This window comes from Butyricicoccus sp. OF10-2 (genome assembly GCF_003481925.1).
In the GTDB taxonomy this organism is placed as follows: domain Bacteria; phylum Bacillota; class Clostridia; order Oscillospirales; family Butyricicoccaceae; genus Agathobaculum; species Agathobaculum butyriciproducens.
The window spans coordinates 77,148-90,198 of sequence record NZ_QUMC01000003.1 but is presented as its reverse complement, the minus strand read 5'-3'; the positions used below and the strand labels follow the sequence as shown (position 1 = coordinate 90,198).

Annotated in this window: 15 protein-coding genes; 10 read left to right on the top strand and 5 right to left on the bottom strand. The window is 58.3% G+C overall.

Features of this window, described 5'->3' with window-relative positions; genetic code table 11:
• Positions 1–140: 140 nt before the first annotated feature.
• From DXB00_RS03000 to DXB00_RS02980, 5 genes are all read right to left on the bottom strand, one after another.
• The gene (locus DXB00_RS03000; protein ID WP_158581247.1) at positions 141–1,067 is read right to left on the bottom strand and encodes an ROK family protein; all 927 of its coding nucleotides are present in this window, start codon (positions 1,065–1,067) and stop codon (positions 141–143) included.
• On the bottom strand, positions 1,064–1,804 hold the full coding sequence (locus DXB00_RS02995) for a phosphatase (RefSeq protein WP_119214501.1): 741 nt from the start codon (positions 1,802–1,804) through the stop codon (positions 1,064–1,066). The genes DXB00_RS03000 and DXB00_RS02995 overlap by 4 nt, the downstream gene beginning before the upstream one ends.
• 107 nt (positions 1,805–1,911) lie before the next feature.
• The gene (locus DXB00_RS02990) at positions 1,912–3,417 is read right to left on the bottom strand and encodes a D-alanyl-D-alanine carboxypeptidase family protein (protein WP_119214500.1); all 1,506 of its coding nucleotides are present in this window, start codon (positions 3,415–3,417) and stop codon (positions 1,912–1,914) included.
• On the bottom strand, positions 3,404–3,646 hold the full coding sequence (locus DXB00_RS02985; RefSeq protein WP_110436314.1) for a hypothetical protein: 243 nt from the start codon (positions 3,644–3,646) through the stop codon (positions 3,404–3,406). The genes DXB00_RS02990 and DXB00_RS02985 overlap by 14 nt, the downstream gene beginning before the upstream one ends.
• Before the next feature lie 92 nt (positions 3,647–3,738).
• Complete coding sequence (locus DXB00_RS02980; protein WP_118728993.1) at positions 3,739–4,761, bottom strand: sporulation protein; 1,023 nt, start codon at positions 4,759–4,761, stop codon at positions 3,739–3,741.
• Positions 4,762–4,877: 116 nt separating this feature from the next.
• On the opposite strand from DXB00_RS02980, the gene DXB00_RS02975 reads away from it, so the two are divergent.
• From DXB00_RS02975 to DXB00_RS16960, 10 genes are all read left to right on the top strand, one after another.
• The gene (locus tag DXB00_RS02975) at positions 4,878–5,138 is read left to right on the top strand and encodes a YabP/YqfC family sporulation protein (protein ID WP_116705406.1); all 261 of its coding nucleotides are present in this window, start codon (positions 4,878–4,880) and stop codon (positions 5,136–5,138) included.
• 16 nt (positions 5,139–5,154) lie between these two features.
• The gene (locus DXB00_RS02970; protein ID WP_118728992.1) at positions 5,155–6,378 is read left to right on the top strand and encodes a sporulation protein YqfD; all 1,224 of its coding nucleotides are present in this window, start codon (positions 5,155–5,157) and stop codon (positions 6,376–6,378) included.
• A 20-nt stretch (positions 6,379–6,398) separates the two neighbouring features.
• Positions 6,399–6,821, top strand: a complete 423-nt coding sequence (locus DXB00_RS02965; protein ID WP_118728991.1) for a hypothetical protein — start codon at positions 6,399–6,401, stop codon at positions 6,819–6,821.
• Between the two features lie 391 nt (positions 6,822–7,212).
• On the top strand, positions 7,213–8,220 hold the full coding sequence (locus tag DXB00_RS02960) for a PhoH family protein (RefSeq protein ID WP_110436320.1): 1,008 nt from the start codon (positions 7,213–7,215) through the stop codon (positions 8,218–8,220).
• A complete protein-coding gene (ybeY, locus tag DXB00_RS02955; protein WP_242988007.1) occupies positions 8,217–8,711 on the top strand; it encodes an rRNA maturation RNase YbeY in 495 nt (164 codons plus the stop codon). Before DXB00_RS02960 ends, ybeY begins: the two co-directional genes overlap by 4 nt.
• Before the next feature lie 3 nt (positions 8,712–8,714).
• Positions 8,715–9,182, top strand: coding sequence for a diacylglycerol kinase family protein (locus DXB00_RS02950; protein WP_110436322.1), 468 nt, complete (start codon positions 8,715–8,717; stop codon positions 9,180–9,182).
• Positions 9,183–9,347: 165 nt separating this feature from the next.
• Positions 9,348–10,244 carry a GTPase Era gene (gene era, locus DXB00_RS02945; RefSeq protein WP_118728990.1) on the top strand — a complete coding sequence of 299 codons (897 nt, stop codon included), beginning with the start codon at positions 9,348–9,350 and terminating at the stop codon, positions 10,242–10,244.
• The gene (gene recO, locus DXB00_RS02940; protein WP_119214499.1) at positions 10,245–10,931 is read left to right on the top strand and encodes a DNA repair protein RecO; all 687 of its coding nucleotides are present in this window, start codon (positions 10,245–10,247) and stop codon (positions 10,929–10,931) included.
• Positions 10,932–11,081: 150 nt separating this feature from the next.
• Positions 11,082–11,468, top strand: coding sequence for a hypothetical protein (locus DXB00_RS02935; RefSeq protein ID WP_118728988.1), 387 nt, complete (start codon positions 11,082–11,084; stop codon positions 11,466–11,468).
• A 102-nt stretch (positions 11,469–11,570) separates the two neighbouring features.
• Complete coding sequence (locus DXB00_RS16960; RefSeq protein WP_243107146.1) at positions 11,571–13,013, top strand: endonuclease MutS2; 1,443 nt, start codon at positions 11,571–11,573, stop codon at positions 13,011–13,013.
• Positions 13,014–13,051 lie beyond the last annotated feature (38 nt).

Here is a 13,051-nt window from a genome sequence, read left to right as displayed (position 1 = left end):
ATAATTGAGAATGAACGAGATGGTATGTCGTTATGTGGGCGGCCAATGACCACCTACGGGATAGATTATGCAGACCGGATATAAACGGTGCGCCGAGGTCATATCCCAGGGCAGGCAAGATTCGTTCGCTTCGCAAGCGATTACTCTGCAAGCATCGCTGCGCCCACCAGACCTGCGTCATTGCCGAGCGACGCACAGACGATCTCGGTATTTCGGTCCTCACCGCGGAAGGTCTGCGGGAAAGTGAGCATGCGCAGCGGCTCGAGCAGCTTTTCGCCGTAGCCCGCCAGTCCGCCGCCGAGCACGATGCGCTCCGGCTGAAACAAATTCACAAAACTTGCCAGACCGTTCGCCAGATTGCCGCAGTATTCGTCGAACAGCTCCTGCGCGAGCGCGTCACCCGCGTCTACTGCGTCGCAGATCTGCTTGGCGTTCAGCTGACCCTTGTGTACGGCAAGCACGCTCTTTCGTCCGTCCTCGAGCGCACGCTCGGCAAACCGCACGAGCGAAGCCGCTGAGCAGTACGCCTCCAGACAGCCGCGCCGTCCGCAGTTGCACGGCTCGCCGTCCTTCTTGATGACCATGTGCCCAATCTCACCGGCAATGCCGTTGCAGCCGGTGTACAGCTGGCCGTTAATGATGATGCCGCCGCCAACGCCGGTGCCGAGCGTTACCATCAGCATGTTGCGCGTACCCTTGGCCGCACCGGCAGTCGCTTCGCCGAGCGCGGCGCAGTTGGCGTCGTTATCCAGATGCACCGAACAGCCGAACTCCGGCAAAAACGCATCCGCAAAGCTGACGTTATTCAGTCCCAGATTGGTGCCGAACCGAAGGGTGCAGGCCGCCTTGTCAAACGAGCCGGGCACACCGATGCCGATTGTCGTTACGTCCTCTACCGCGCAGCCATGCGCCCTGCACAGCGAGAGCGCCAGCGTTTTCATATCTGCTTTCAGGCCGGCTGAGTTGCCGGTCCGGGTCGGAAGGCTGTCCTTGCACAGCAGCGTGCCGTCCTCGGCGCAGAGCGCCGCCTTGACGGTCGTGCCGCCCAGATCAATACCGATTCTCACAGCAAATCCTCCTCGTCGAACAAATGCAGGCCGCGGCCCTTGAAATAGTTGTTCAGCCGCTCCACACTGCTGTTGATGATCAGCTCCTCCGGGAAACCAATTTCCTCGAGCATTTCCAGTGCGCCCTCCACATGACCGACGCGGTAGCAGATATGGCTGTCGCTGTCCACCGAGATAGGCACCTCATATTTCATGCACAGGCGGGCGATGTCCATGCAGTTGTCATGGCTGCCCTTGCGGATGGACAGAGACGCGTTGTTGATCTCGACAATCTTGCCGTGGTCGTTGCAGCGGCTGATGATGTACTCGTGATCGAACGGGAAGTTGGAGTTGCCGAGGTGGCCGAACGCGTTGACATACGGGTTGTACAGGATGGCCTCGAGCGCCGCCGTGTGCACACTGCTGTCCACCGGCGGGAACATGCACTCGTGGAAGGACGCAAGCGCAAACTCAATGGGCTTGAGACTCTTGTTGGAAATGACATTGATGCCGCCTGCCGGAGCGGTGATGTCGAATTCGATGCCGCGAATGACCGTTACCTTGCCGATCTTGCGCGGGATAAGGTCCAGATTGGAGAAATGCCACTCGTGCGGGCCGTCCGGATTGGTGGGGCCGTGGTTGGTGATGGCGATAGCCGCAAGACCGCGGTCCTCGGCCGCCTGCACCATTTCGGTGAGCGTGCTGAACGCGTGGTCGGTTACATTGGTGTGGGTATGCAGGTCTGCGATGATTTGCATGGGAAAAGGCTCCTTTTGACGTATGATTTTTTGGGGGGAAGATGAAAGGCGGACACATGGGTCCGCCTCTGTATTTGCAGTTCGCTGAACCGCCGGTATGCGATTGTTTATCGGCGGTGTCTGCGAGGATAATCATCGTTATCGTAGCGCTTGCGCATCGCCTTGCGGCGACGGCGGCGCCGGATTCCGCCGAATGTGATGTTGAACAGAATGTACAGCACGATGAAGATTGCGGCTGCGATCAGCACGATCTTGAATACGGTGCTCTGGAAGAAATGGCTCAGCTTGTCCGAGTAATAGAGCACGCGGCTCATTTCCACATCGCTGAGCGCGACCAACTCGACCGTGCCGTAGGACGTGCCGTTGCAGCTGTATGTCATGCTGCCGATCACATCGCCGGCCTTGATGGGTGCGTCAACGGCTTCCGGTAGATTGGGGGTCGCTTCCAGCGAATCGGTCTCTACATCGGCAGGGAGCAGCGCCATCAGATCAGTTTTCGCGGTCAACACCAGCTGATCGGTCTGCGTGGACAGGTCTACCTTAACATGGGCGAGCGTGTCGCCCTTTTTCGCAACGGTCTTGGTCTTAAAGTGGGTGAAACCCCACTTATACAGCGATTTGGTGTCCGTGAAGCTGGCCGCTACCGTCGGGTACTCCTTGGACGAGGTGGCACTGCCGAGCACGACCGAATACAGCTTGGCATCGCCGTACTCCGCGTAGCCGACAAAGCAGTTGCCCGCCTGCGAGGTGTGTCCGGTTTTGATGCCCTTGTTGTACGGGTATGACCACGGGTTGAACGAGCTGAAGATGAGCTGGTTGGTGGTGAAGATGATGCGTTCCTCGTGCATGTTGGTCTTGGGCATGCGGTACTGCACGGTGTCGATAATGTTGGTGAACGTGTCGTTCTTCATGGCCTCGCGGGCAATGAGGTACAGATCACGGGCGGTGGTGTAGTGATCTTCTTCGTGCAGGCCGCATGGGTTGCAGAAATGCGTTCCGGTGCAGCCAAGCTCCTCAGCGCGGGTGTTCATCATGTCCACAAAGTGCTCGCTCGTGCCGCCGACATGGCGCGCGAGCATGTACGCCGCCTCGTTTGCGGAGGGCAGCATAAGCGCATACAGCAGGTCGATGACGCGCACGGTCTCACCGACCTTGATGTCTGCGTTCGAGCTGTCTGCTGTAACCTTGGTGAAGTCGCCCTGTTCGGCCGTGACGGTCTCGTTCAGATCCTTGACATTCTCAAGCGTCAGCAGCGCGGTCATAATTTTGGTCGTGGACGCCGGATAACGCTTTTTGTCCGCATTTTTCTCATACAGCACCATGTCGGAATCCGGGCTGATGAGCAGGGCGGCGGTAGCCGTTACGGCCGGCGCTTCGCTTGCCGCTGCGATAACATCCTTGTCATTGTCGGCGGTCATGTCCTTGGTGTCCTTGGAATCCTTGCTGCCCGAATCGGTGGACGAGGTGTCCGAGCTGTCGGAATCCGACTGGCTCGATGAGGTATCGCTCTCGTCATTTACGGCATAGGCGCGGGTGATCGGCGCCGCACCGAGCAGCAGCGTAAAGCACAGCGCCAGTGCGGTAAGACGGTTTTTGAAATTATTGCTCTTCATCGGTATCTCCTAAAGAAAAATCGGCATCGGTGAAGTGCCCGCGCAGAACCGCCGGCTTGGGCGGGGTGCGCCGCAGCGGATCGTAGCGGAAGGAACGGCAGTGATCGGTGCCGTTTACCACACCGCGTTTGCGGCAGGCAATGCGTTCGCCGTCCGCCAGCGGAGAGCCGTGCGCGCAGTAGGTACAGCGCGGTTCTATATTTTTTCGCAGCAGCTTTTTGAGCCTCATGCGTAGGGTCACTCCAATCGGTTAAAATCAGTGGTAAAAGTGTCCTGTCGAGTGGTGTCGGTCAATACAGGACGTATATAAAATATTATATATCATTTCCTGCGCTTTTTCCACCCCCAAATTGGATACAAAGCAGAAACGAACAGCACAGCAAGCGTATACCGGAACCGTACCGATATCGGTGTCAGCTCCGGTGAGGAAACCGTCAGCACGGCAGGCGAGAGGGAAAACAGGAAAGCCGTCAGCACAGCTGCGAGCGTACCGTGCAGCAGCTTTGCGGCAAACAGGCCGTGAACCGGCAAATCGTGTGCTTCCGCGAGGGCGCGCACCTGAAACTGCACAGCCAGTCCGCCAAATCCCAGCAGGAAGGACGCAAGCGTCAGCCGCGCTCTGCGCGGCAGCGGCAGCACGGCCAGCTCGTCTAAGCCGTTAGTCAGCTCGATCATGCCGTCCAGTACGTTTCCGTATGGAAAAAGTGCAAAAACCGGCGAAAGCAGCCGCAGCAGGATGGAAAACATGGTCAGAAATGCTGTTACCGTCAGCGCCGTGGATGCTGCCTGCTGTACGGACGCGCAGAAAATCGAGGGGAATGAGGTGCGGTTCCGGTTATGGATACGCTGCGACAAGGCAGATAACGGGGTACGCGCGAAAAACAATCCGACGATCAGTGCCGAAACGATATGTATCCCGTACAGCATCGCGCCTGCCTGCGCAGAGCCGAACACGCCGAGCCCTACCAGTCCGATGCAGAAGCCAGGACTGGCGCAGTTGCAGAAGCGGTTCACGCGCTCTGCCGCTTCGCGGGATAGCACACCCTCGGAGAGCAGCGCACACGCGGTCGCGGCGCCGACCGGATACCCGCCGATGAGTCCGAGCACCAGAGCAGGCGCAGCCTCGGGCGGCAGGCCGTATAAGCGGGCAAGCGGCTTCGCCAGCAGCGGCGACAGCCGCGCGGTATCACAGCGGACAAGCAGTCCGCTGACAACGAAAAACGGAAATAAAGCCGGTAAAGCCTGCGCTGCGGCTAAAGAAAGCCCCTCGCGGACACCATCCGCGCAGGCAGTCGGGCAAAGCAAAAACGCGGCAAAAAGAGCCAGCGATAAGAACAGCTTCATAGCGTCACCTCGGAACAGTGTATGAGAAGCAGGAAAGTTTCAGTACGCTGATACATAACATATACCGTTATACCTGCCTACGGAGAAGGTAAAATGCGATATGAAGGTGGCGCGATATGCTGAAAGATAACTTATACGCCGAACTCATGGAGGACCTCCACCCAAACCGCCCGCGCGTGGAAATCCTCGGAGACAGCCGGGTGATCGTGGAGAACCACTGCGGCATACAGGAATACGACGACAGCATCCTGCGCGTCAGATGCCGCGGGTGCGAGGTACGCATTCTGGGTGCAGACCTGGAGCTGACGGCGCTTTCCATGGACGAACTGGCGGTGATCGGCGTGATCTCGTCGGTGGAATACATTACGACCGAGTGAGGAAGGAGGAGCGCGAATGATCGGGCGGCTGTGGCTGCTGGCTTGCGGGCAGGTGCGCGTGCGCGTGACAGGCGCAAGCCTGACGCGGTTTCTCAACCTGTGCGCGGCGCAGGGTATCACGCTGCGGCAGATGGACCGCACGGCATGGAATGAGCTGCACGCAACCCTGTCCATCCGGGATTTCCGAACGCTCAGGCGGCACATGGGACGCACGGGATGCCGCGTGCATATTCTCCGGAAACGCGGTCTGCCGTTCCTTGCGGCGCGTCTGCGTCCGCGTACGGCGCTCTGGGGCGGAGCCGTATTCGCCGCGGCGCTGTGCTGGCTGCTCGGCACGCATGTATGGGCGATACAGACCGAGATCGCACCGGCGATAGATGAGATGGCTGTCATGCAGCAGCTGAGCGAAATGGGGGTGCATATCGGCATGCCCATCAAGAAGCTGAACACCCGTCAGATACGGTGGAAGATGATGCAGCTGCAGCCGAATATCACGTTTTTTTCGCTCAATCTGCGGGGCAACAGCCTGACCGTGGTCGCCTACGGCAGTACCGACCCGCCGGAGGTACTGGACGAGCACGCGGTCACCAAGGTGGTGGCCACGCGGGACGGTGTGGTAACGCAGGTGCGTGCGCTCGAGGGACAGCCAATGGTGCAGGCAGGAGATGCCGTGCAGACCGGTGATACGCTCATCAGCGGTCTGGTGGAGCCGACACGCGAAGGCGGAAAGTACCGCACAGCGCATGCGCACGGCACCGTACAGGCGTACACCACGCATACGGTTCGGGCAGCGCGGCCGCTCACCGAGCAGAGAAAGCGGTATACGGGTAAAATTCGTCATCAATATGCACTGGTGATGGGAAATAAACGGTTAAATTTCTATATTGGCAGTGGAATTGCAGGGGGTACTTGTGATAAAATAATAACGACCAGACATTTTTGGCTGTCGGACAGCGTGGTGCTGCCGGTGGCGCTGGTCACACAAACGTATACATTCTACGAGCGGGAGCCGACGACGCGCACCGCCGAGGACGTGCGGGTGGATATGCTCTCGCGCGCACTGGGCGAGACCGCCGCGGATATCGACGGCATGGTGACGAGCCACAGCGAAACGCTCACCGAGCAGAACGGCGCGGCAGTGCTGTACCTCACCGTCCACGCCGAGGAGCAGATCGGCACCGAGGCCGTGGATGACAGTACCGTTCCGGAGGAAAATGCGGAGATGGAGCAGGTGCCGTAGAGACAGAAAAGGAGACGCCTATGAACCGTAAACCCGCGACGATTCTCGCAGGACTGAGCACCGCAGCAGCATTTGCCGTAAACGGCTCGGACTGGCTTCACGGCGGTTCCGCGAGTGCAGGCAAATTCTGCGTCAGCGCGGTGTTTATCGTGCTGATATCGCTACTGGTGTGCGCATGGCGGAAACACAATACCGCAATGTGTCTGCTGACGATTGCATCGGCGCTGATTGCGATTGGTGCGGCAGCCGGTTTGCTTATGACGGTGGATATCCTTCCGGCAAATTCGGTGCTGCTGCCGTTTAGTGTGTTCCTCGTGCCGTTTTTCGGCGTGACGAATTTTATGACGTCCACAGCTGCCGCAATGTTTCTGCCGACGGCGGTTTCGGTGGTGTGGCTGATTGTCGCGGTTGGAAACTGGATTCACAATTGGAAAAACGTATGATTTTACGTTGTGTGGGCGAACAATGTTCGCCCCTACGGTTAGGCAATGTGCAGATTGTTTACAACGGTGCGCCGAGTCGTACCCCAGGGCACCTTCTCTTGCGGCGTTGCCGCAATTCACCTTGCCGCACCCTACGGTAAAACATCATGTATTGCTGCAGATATATGAAAATTAACTGTATGTAACCGTATGCAACTGTATGTTGAACGAGTTATTGCAACAGATACATACACTTGCATACAGTTTATTTGATAGATAAACACTATCCGCAGGAGAGCAGGTAACGACAGGGAAAGCGCCTGCCTCCTGCCTTGCACGGATGAAAACTAACATTTAATTCCTAACTCTAATTACTAATTAAACATAAGAGGGTGTAATCATAGAACAGGTAATGCAGATTGAACAAACCGAACTGCTGATGGCAGTATTCGGTGCATTTGACGAAAACATCAAGCAGATCGAGCGGGAACTGAACGTCTCGGTCATCAGCCGCGGAACCGAGCTGAAAATCACCGGCGAGGACGAAGGTGTGTCCATCGCTGCACGCGCGATTACGGCGCTGCTGGCGATGGCAGGCCGCGGAGAATCCATCGGCACCCAGACCGTGCAGTACGTCATCGGTTTGGCAAAGGACGGCCGCGAGAGCGAGGTTCACACGATGAGCCGCGATGTGCTGTGCATCACAGCCAAGGGCAAGCCGGTCAAGGCGAAAACGCTCGGCCAGAAAAAATACATGGAGGCTATCCGCAAGAACACTATCGTCATGGGCGTTGGCCCTGCCGGTACCGGCAAGACCTATCTCGCCGTTGCGGCGGCTGTTGCGGCCTTTCGGGACAAGCAGGTGTCTCGTATCATCCTGACCCGCCCGGCGGTCGAGGCGGGCGAAAAGCTCGGCTTTCTGCCCGGCGACCTGCAGAGCAAGGTAGACCCGTATCTGCGCCCGCTGTATGACGGTCTGTTCGATATGCTCGGCGCGGAAAACTTCACCAAGTATCAGGAGCGCGGCTCCATCGAGGTTGCTCCGCTTGCGTACATGCGCGGACGCACGCTCGACGACAGCTTCATTATTCTCGATGAGGCGCAGAATACCACGCCCGAGCAGATGAAAATGTTCCTCACCCGACTGGGCTTCGGCTCCAAGGCAGTCATTACGGGCGATATTACCCAGATTGACCTGCCGGACGGCAAGCAGTCCGGTCTGCGCGAGGCGCTGCGCGTGCTGGACGGCGTAGAGGGCATCGCCCAGTGCTTCCTGACCGAAAAGGACGTTGTGCGCCATGAGCTAGTGCAGCGCATCGTCAAGGCGTATGCAGAGTACGAAAACAAAAAGGGCAAGGGCAAGCCTGCCGCAAAACCGGCAGGAAAGCGCCTTCCGACCCGCCGCAAGGAGGGAAAATGATGAATCATCAGATCAATATCGGCTTTGAGACCGAGGTAGCAGACGAAAACAGCGTGCGTGAGCTTATTCGCACCTGCGCCGAGCGCGTGCTGACGAGCGAGCAGGTGGACTTTGACGCCGAAATCGACGTTACCGTTGTCGATGCCGACGCCATCCGCGAGATGAATGCCGAGTACCGGAATAAGGATGCCGTGACAGACGTCCTCTCGTTCCCGATGTACGAATTCCTCAACGGTGAGCCGCAGGAGGAGCTGGAGGCCGAACCGGACTCCGGCTGTGTCATGCTCGGTGATATGATCCTGTGCTACACGCGCGCCTGTGAGCAGGCAGAGCAGTTCGGGCACTCGCCTGCAAGAGAGTGCGGCTACCTGACCACGCATTCCGTGCTGCATCTGCTCGGCTACGACCACGAGCGCAATGACGAGGACACTCGCCTGATGCGCAGCAAGGAAGAGGACAACCTTGCGTTCCTCGGTCTGACGCGGGACTGAGCCATGAAAAAGAATATTCGAAAACTGAGCGAGAGCTTTCTGCACGCCTTCCGCGGTCTGCGGCTGTGCATCCATGACGAGCGCAACTTCCGCGTGCACATGACGGCGGCGTTCTACGTCATCCTGTTCGGCGTGTTCGGCGGCGTGAGCATGACCGAAGCGGCCATCCTGTGTATCTGCTTCGGCCTTACCATGGGCGCGGAGCTGCTGAATACCGCCATCGAGCGCCTGTGCGACAAGCAGGCGAGCGGGTATGACGGCATGGTACGCAACGCGAAGGATATCGCGGCGGCAGGTGTGTTTGTGTGCGCGGCAGCGTGCGTCGCGGTCGGCGCGTGTATCTTTATCGGAAACGGCGTGCTTGCGGCAGCCATCAAATTTTTGTGGTACAGGCTGTGGCTTGGCATGGCGGTTGTGGTCACCGTGCCGTTTGCGGTTTGGTTCGTTTTTCATTTTGGAAGAATTCAATAATAATGGAGAATGGAAAATGGAGAATTCGCGCAAGGATAGCTCGTCGCAGCGCGGACGGAACTCGCGCAAGAATAGCTCGTCGCAGCGCGGACGGAACTCGCGCAAGAATAGCGACATTTTCAATTTTCCATTCTCAATTCTCAATTACTGTACTGGAGATAAATAATGAGCAAGATTACAAAAACTGCGGTCGTATCCGTTGTAGGACGGCCGAACGTGGGCAAATCCACGCTGACAAACAAGCTGGTCGGCCAGAAGGTGGCTATCGTATCGAGCAAGCCGCAGACCACGCGCACGCGCATTACGGGCGTACTCAGCCGCGGTGAAACGCAGTATGTTCTGCTGGACACCCCGGGTCTGCACAAGCCGCGCTCCCGTCTGGGCGACTACATGTGCAAGGTGGTGACGGACACGGTTTCCGAGGTGGACGTTGCCGTTCTGGTGGTAGAGCCTATCCCGAACATCGGTCCTGCTGAGGAAAGCCTGATTGCACAGATCAAGCAGCATCACATGCCGGCGATCCTCGTTATCAATAAGATCGACACCGTCAAGAAGGAAGAGCTGCTCGCTGTCATTGCGACCTACGCGGCAGCACATGAGTTCGACGCGGTTGTGCCCATCTCGGCACGCACAGGCGAGGGTGTAGAGGAGCTGCTCACCGAAATCGACAAGTATGCGATCGAAGGCCCGCAGCTGTTCCCGGAGGACATGGTCTCCGATCAGCCGGAGCGTCAGCTTGTCGCTGAAATTATCCGCGAGAAGATGCTGCGCCTGCTCGACCGCGAGGTTCCGCACGGTGTAGCCGTCGGCATTGAGCGCTGGAACGAGCGCGAGGACGGTCTGGTGGAGATCAACGCGGTGATCTACTGCGAGAAGGCCAGCCACAAGGGCATTATCATCGGCAAGCGCGGCGCGATGCTGAAAGAAATCGGCCAGCAGGCGCGCGCGGACATCGAGCGCATGCTGGATGCCAAGGTATTCCTCGAGCTGTGGGTCAAGGTCAAGGAGGGCTGGCGCAACAACCAGTACCAGATGCGCAACTTCGGCTACGAGGATCAGTAAATGGCCGAGGTCAAGCTGCGGGCACTCGGTCTGCGCGAGGTGGATTTCGGTGACTTTGACCGCTATCTGACCGCACTGACCGAGGACGGCCGCAGGATTGAAATCCTGTGCAAGAACGCGCGGCGCGGAAAAAAGCAAAATCCGGCGGCACGGCAGCTGTGCTACTCGGAGTTCATTCTGTCGGACAGAGGCGGCAGGTACACCCTGCGGGACGCCGACCTGGTACACTCGTTTTTCGCGCTGGCAGGCGATATTGAGAAGTACGCGCTGTCGTGCTACTTAAACGAGCTGACAACCGCTCTGACTGTGCCGGATTTTGACAATCCGGCCTTGTGCCGTCTGCTGCTGTACGCGCTATACGCACTCGAGGGCGGCAAACGCAACCCCGAGCTTGTCAAGGCAGCTTTCGAGTGGCGCATTATGGCTGAGAGCGGCTACGCACCGGATTTAACCTCGTGCGGTGTGTGCAGCGAGGTGATAGAGAACCCGCCGGTGTGCTTTTCCGTTCGGGCGGGCACAGCCGCGGACGCAAAGTGCGCGGGGAGAGTCGGCGGTTATGCACAGCTTGTGGACAGTACCTGCGGGCGATGCTTCATGTGCTTACAGCCGAGCCGAACAAGGTCTATGCGTTCGCACTCAGCGGACCCGCCAGAGAGCAGTTCTGCGGCATGGCCGAGGAGTATGTGAAGTACCACCTCGGACGCGGGTTCGAAAGTCTGCAGTTTTATCAATCGCTGCAGATGCCTATAAAATAACTGTGTAGAAGAGTGTAGAAGTGACGAGCCTGCACGATCTATCATCAGATATGCAAACCTATCCCGAGAAAGGAGCAGCGGTATGGATCGCAAAGCAGTTTCCATGTGGAAGGTAACCAAAAACCTGATTCTTACAGACGTCTGTGTGATTGCCTTGTTCTGGCTCATACCGAGCGTAAAAATGCCTGCGCTGCTGCTCGGTGTACTGTGCGCCATCGGATATATGCTGTGGCTGGGACGGTACTTCCTGAACGACTGCAAGGCCAATCTGCCGGTTGAGGACTATCAGCGCATTGCTGCCGAGTTCGGCTTTATCTGGTTCTGGAACCCCGGTCGAAGAGAACAGTGGCAGTACGTTGCCGAGGAAAGCGGCGAGACCGGTGCAGCACTGCTGCGCATCTGGCGCGGCAATATGGTGCTTGTCATCGTGTCGCTGGCGGTCATGGCGGTGCTGGTTTGGATGGGGTAAACGCAGTTATAAGATAATGCACAGCTATATCGTAGGGTGCGACGACCTCGGCGCACCCTGCGAAAGCGAATAAACAACAAGAAGATTTTACGGGAGTTTGAAATGAACAAATTAGGCGAAAAATCCCTTAAAACACTGGAATACTACGAAATACTGGAAAAACTGGCCGGACAGGCGGCATCCCAGGCGGCAAAGGAGAAATGCCGTGCACTTCGTCCGCTGGACGACCACGAGCAGGCCGAGCTGTGGCTGCAGCAGACCACGGACGCGAAGGACCTGATGGTTCGTCAGGGCAGTCCTGCCTTTGGCGGCATCCGAGAGGTAGGCGCGATCCTGTCCCGCGCGGACCGCGGCGGTACGCTCAATCCGCGCGAGCTGCTGGCGGTGGCAAGCCTGCTGCAGACCGCGCGCCGTGCTCTGCTGTACGATGCCGAGCACGAAACCAAGACCACGCTCACGCCCATTTTCGGTCTGCTCTCCGGCAACCGTGATCTGGAGGAATCTATCACGACCGCCATCATCTCCGAGGAGGAGATCGCGGACGGCGCGTCTCCCGAGTTGCTGAGCATCCGACGTGAACTGCGCCGCGTGTCCGGCAAGGTGCGCGAAACGCTCAACCGCATGATCTCGGGCGAGCGCTCCAAGTACCTGCAGGAGAATATTATCACCCAGAGAAACGGCCGCTTCGTTGTGCCGGTCAAGGTGGAGCACCGCGGCGATGTGCCCGGTCTGGTGCACGATACCTCGTCCACCGGTGCGACCGTGTTCGTCGAGCCGCAGCAGGTCGTGGAAATCAACAACCAGATTAAGGTGCTCGAGGGCCGCGAGGAAAACGAGATCGAGCGCATTCTCGCGGAACTGTCATCGCGCGTGTCCATGTATAAGGGCGCCATCGAGCAGGACTACGATGCGCTGACCACGCTGGACTTCATCTTTGCGCGTGCCAAGCTGTCGTTCGATATGAACGCCTGTGCGCCCGTACTGGTCGAGGACGGCAGCCGCTGCAAGCTGCTCCGTGCGCGTCATCCGCTGCTGGATAAGGACAAGGCGGTGCCGATTGACATCGCCATCGGCTACGATTACGACACCCTCGTCATCACCGGTCCGAACACCGGCGGCAAGACGGTTTCGCTCAAAACGCTCGGCCTGCTGTCGCTCATGGCGGCAAGCGGCCTGCATATTCCGGCGAATGAACAGTCGGAAATCGGCCTGTTTGAGCATGTTTACGCCGATATCGGTGACGAGCAGAGCATCGAGCAGAGCCTGTCCACGTTCTCTGCGCACATGAAGACCATCGTGTCTATTATGGACTGCTGCGGGCAGGGCGACCTCGTGCTGTTCGACGAATTGGGTGCGGGTACCGACCCGGTCGAGGGCGCGGCACTGGCGGTTGCCGTCATCGGCTATGCCCGCCAGATGGGCGCGTGCGTTGCTGCGACCACGCACTACGCCGAGCTGAAAACCTTTGCGCTGACCACGGACGGTGTAGAGAACGCCTCCTGTGAGTTTGACGTCAATCCCTGCAGCCGACCTACCGTCTGCTGACCGGTATTCCGGGCAAGTCGAATGCGTTCGCGATTGCG

What these genes read in the sequence shown, in the direction of transcription:
- DXB00_RS02995 (WP_119214501.1), bottom strand. Translation starts at nt 1,804, where the DNA reads ATGCAAATCATCGCAGACCTGCATACCCACACCAATGTAACCGACCAC.
- DXB00_RS02990 (WP_119214500.1), bottom strand. Translation starts at nt 3,417, where the DNA reads ATGAAGAGCAATAATTTCAAAAACCGTCTTACCGCACTGGCGCTGTGC.
- DXB00_RS02985 (WP_110436314.1), bottom strand. Translation starts at nt 3,646, where the DNA reads ATGAGGCTCAAAAAGCTGCTGCGAAAAAATATAGAACCGCGCTGTACC.
- DXB00_RS02980 (WP_118728993.1), bottom strand. Translation starts at nt 4,761, where the DNA reads ATGAAGCTGTTCTTATCGCTGGCTCTTTTTGCCGCGTTTTTGCTTTGC.
- DXB00_RS02975 (WP_116705406.1), top strand. Translation starts at nt 4,878, where the DNA reads ATGCTGAAAGATAACTTATACGCCGAACTCATGGAGGACCTCCACCCA.
- DXB00_RS02970 (WP_118728992.1), top strand. Translation starts at nt 5,155, where the DNA reads ATGATCGGGCGGCTGTGGCTGCTGGCTTGCGGGCAGGTGCGCGTGCGC.
- DXB00_RS02965 (WP_118728991.1), top strand. Translation starts at nt 6,399, where the DNA reads ATGAACCGTAAACCCGCGACGATTCTCGCAGGACTGAGCACCGCAGCA.
- DXB00_RS02960 (WP_110436320.1), top strand. Translation starts at nt 7,213, where the DNA reads ATGCAGATTGAACAAACCGAACTGCTGATGGCAGTATTCGGTGCATTT.
- ybeY (WP_242988007.1), top strand. Translation starts at nt 8,217, where the DNA reads ATGATGAATCATCAGATCAATATCGGCTTTGAGACCGAGGTAGCAGAC.
- DXB00_RS02950 (WP_110436322.1), top strand. Translation starts at nt 8,715, where the DNA reads ATGAAAAAGAATATTCGAAAACTGAGCGAGAGCTTTCTGCACGCCTTC.
- era (WP_118728990.1), top strand. Translation starts at nt 9,348, where the DNA reads ATGAGCAAGATTACAAAAACTGCGGTCGTATCCGTTGTAGGACGGCCG.
- recO (WP_119214499.1), top strand. Translation starts at nt 10,245, where the DNA reads ATGGCCGAGGTCAAGCTGCGGGCACTCGGTCTGCGCGAGGTGGATTTC.
- DXB00_RS02935 (WP_118728988.1), top strand. Translation starts at nt 11,082, where the DNA reads ATGGATCGCAAAGCAGTTTCCATGTGGAAGGTAACCAAAAACCTGATT.
- DXB00_RS16960 (WP_243107146.1), top strand. Translation starts at nt 11,571, where the DNA reads ATGAACAAATTAGGCGAAAAATCCCTTAAAACACTGGAATACTACGAA.